We start from the raw sequence: 2,194 nt of genomic DNA, 5'->3' as shown, positions 1-2,194 counted from the left end.
CAGCCAAACCACCTTGTCGGGGTCGCGCACGGTGACGTTGTCGACCGCGTCGGGGTTGTCGACCACCTGCACGTGGTCGGGGGCCTCACCTGCCGTGCCGACCACTTCTTCGTGGCCTTCGTGACCCACGAGCAGGATGTCGTAGTCGTCGCGGGCGAACCGTTTGGCCTCGTTGTGCACCTTGGTCACCAGCGGGCAGGTGGCGTCGATGGTCCGCAGGTTGCGGGCGGCGGCCTCGACGTGCACGGTCGGAGCCACCCCGTGCGCGGAGAACACCACGATGGCGCCCTCGGGCACCTCGTCGGTCTGCTCGACGAACACCGCACCGGCCTTGGCCAGCGTGTCGACGACATAGCGGTTGTGCACGATCTCGTGCCGGACGTAGACCGGGGCGCCGTGTTTCTCCAGCGCACGCTCGACGGTCTCGACGGCGCGGTCCACGCCGGCGCAGTACCCCCGCGGTTCGGCGAGTAGAACGCGTTTGCCGGTGACTTCGCCGACGCCGGAGCGCAGCGCGGTCTGGCTGGCACCGGGAATCCCCATGTTGACGGTCGAAGGCATGAGTCCAGGGTACTTACCCGCCGCCGGGAACGCCCAGCCGTAGTCTGGTGGCCATGTCAACTGCGCCGTATGGGGTCCGGCTGCTCGTGGGTGCGGCCGTCACCGCCATCGAGGAGACCCGCAAACTCCCCCAGACCATCCTGATGTACCCGATGACCATCGCCAGCCAGATCGCCCAGCTGGTGATGAAGGTGCAGCAGGACGTCGCCGTGCTGGTGGTCAAGGGCGACGAGACGCTGGAGACGATCTTCCCGCCGAAAGACGAACAGCCGCAGTGGGCGACATTCGACGAGGACCTGGAGGCCGGCGGCGACGGTTCCGGCGAAGATTCCGGTGACGTCGTCGAGCTGCCCGTGCGGGACGGCGAGCGGCTGACCGAGGGCCGGTTCGCGCTGTTCAGCGGCGACCCGGACGCCGCCAAGGCCTCGACCGCCGACACCCCGTCGGAGTCCACGACGCCCGAGACCCCCGACGCCCCGGAGATCGTCACCGAGATCGAGTACGACTCGCTGACGCTGGCCCAGCTGCGCGCCCGGCTGGCCTCGTTACGCGTGCCGGACCTGGAGGCGCTGCTCGCCTACGAGGAGTCCACCAAGGGCCGCGCCCCGTACCAGACGCTGCTGGCCAACAGGATCACGCGCGCATCCGCGAAGTGAGCACCCCCGCGGGCCCGGCCCGATGACCGCACCCGAGCAGGGCAAGTCCCCCGAGAACCCGTGGCCGGTGCGCGCCGTCGCGACCCGGGTCGCCAAGTACATCGACCGCCTGGGCATGGTCTGGATCGAAGGTCAGCTCACCGAGCTCAAGGTGCGCCAGACCACCGCCTTCATGGTGCTGCGCGACCCGGCCGCCGATATGTCGCTGACCGTCAGCTGCCCGCGCGACCTGGTGGTCAACGCCCCGGTGCCGCTGGCCGAGGGCACCCAGGTGCTCATGCACGGCAAGCCGCAGTTCTACACGCGCAACGGTTCCTTCAGCCTGCGGATCAGCGAGATCCGTGCGGTCGGGCTCGGTGAGCTGCTGGCCCGCATCGAACGGCTGCGCCGCCTGCTCGACGCCGAGGGGCTGTTCGATCCGCGGCTGAAACGGCCCATCCCGTTCCTTCCTGGCACGATCGGGTTGATCACCGGACGCGCATCCGCGGCCGAGCACGACATCATGGCCGTCGCCTCCGGCCGATGGCCCGCGGTGCGGTTCGCGGTGCGCAACACCGTCGTGCAGGGCCCCAACGCGGTCCCCCAGATCGTCGAGGCGTTGCGGGCGCTCGACGCCGACCCCGAGGTCGACGTCATCGTGCTGGCCCGCGGCGGCGGCAGCGTCGAAGACCTGCTGCCGTTCTCCGACGAGACGCTGTGCCGGGAGATCGCCCGTGCGACCACCCCGGTGGTCAGCGCGATCGGCCACGAGCCGGACAACCCGCTGTGCGATCTGGTCGCCGATCTGCGCGCCGCGACGCCGACCGACGCCGCGAAGCGGATCGTGCCCGACACCGCGGCCGAACAGGCGCTGATCGCCGACCTGCGCCGGCGCAGCGCCCGCGCGCTGCGCAACTGGGTGAACCGGGAGGCCCACACCGTCGCGCAGCTGCGCAGCAGGCCCGTGCTGGCCCGACCCCTGGCCGCGGTCGACGCCC

Annotated in this window: 2 protein-coding genes and 1 pseudogene; 2 read left to right on the top strand and 1 reads right to left on the bottom strand. The window is 70.7% G+C overall.

All coding sequences use genetic code 11. The annotated features are described in order from the left end of the window. Positions 1 to 561, bottom strand: a pseudogene (locus MVA01S_RS29610) (4-hydroxy-3-methylbut-2-enyl diphosphate reductase); the annotation flags it as partial. A gap of 53 nt (positions 562 to 614) precedes the next feature. Between MVA01S_RS29610 and MVA01S_RS29605 the strand changes: the two are divergent. Both MVA01S_RS29605 and xseA read left to right on the top strand, forming a co-directional pair. Continuing rightward, the gene (locus tag MVA01S_RS29605) at positions 615 to 1,217 is read left to right on the top strand and encodes a lipid droplet-associated protein (RefSeq protein ID WP_040540969.1); all 603 of its coding nucleotides are present in this window, start codon (positions 615 to 617) and stop codon (positions 1,215 to 1,217) included. Positions 1,218 to 1,239: 22 nt separating this feature from the next. Then, positions 1,240 to 2,194: exodeoxyribonuclease VII large subunit (gene xseA / locus MVA01S_RS29600; RefSeq protein ID WP_060941829.1), on the top strand; the 955-nt coding region annotated here is incomplete at its 3' end.

The organism is Mycolicibacterium vaccae NBRC 14118 = CIP 105934 (assembly GCF_001552715.1).
In the GTDB taxonomy this organism is placed as follows: domain Bacteria; phylum Actinomycetota; class Actinomycetes; order Mycobacteriales; family Mycobacteriaceae; genus Mycobacterium; species Mycobacterium vaccae.
Note: the sequence above shows the minus strand (reverse complement) of the source record. Positions and strands in the feature narration are given on the sequence as shown.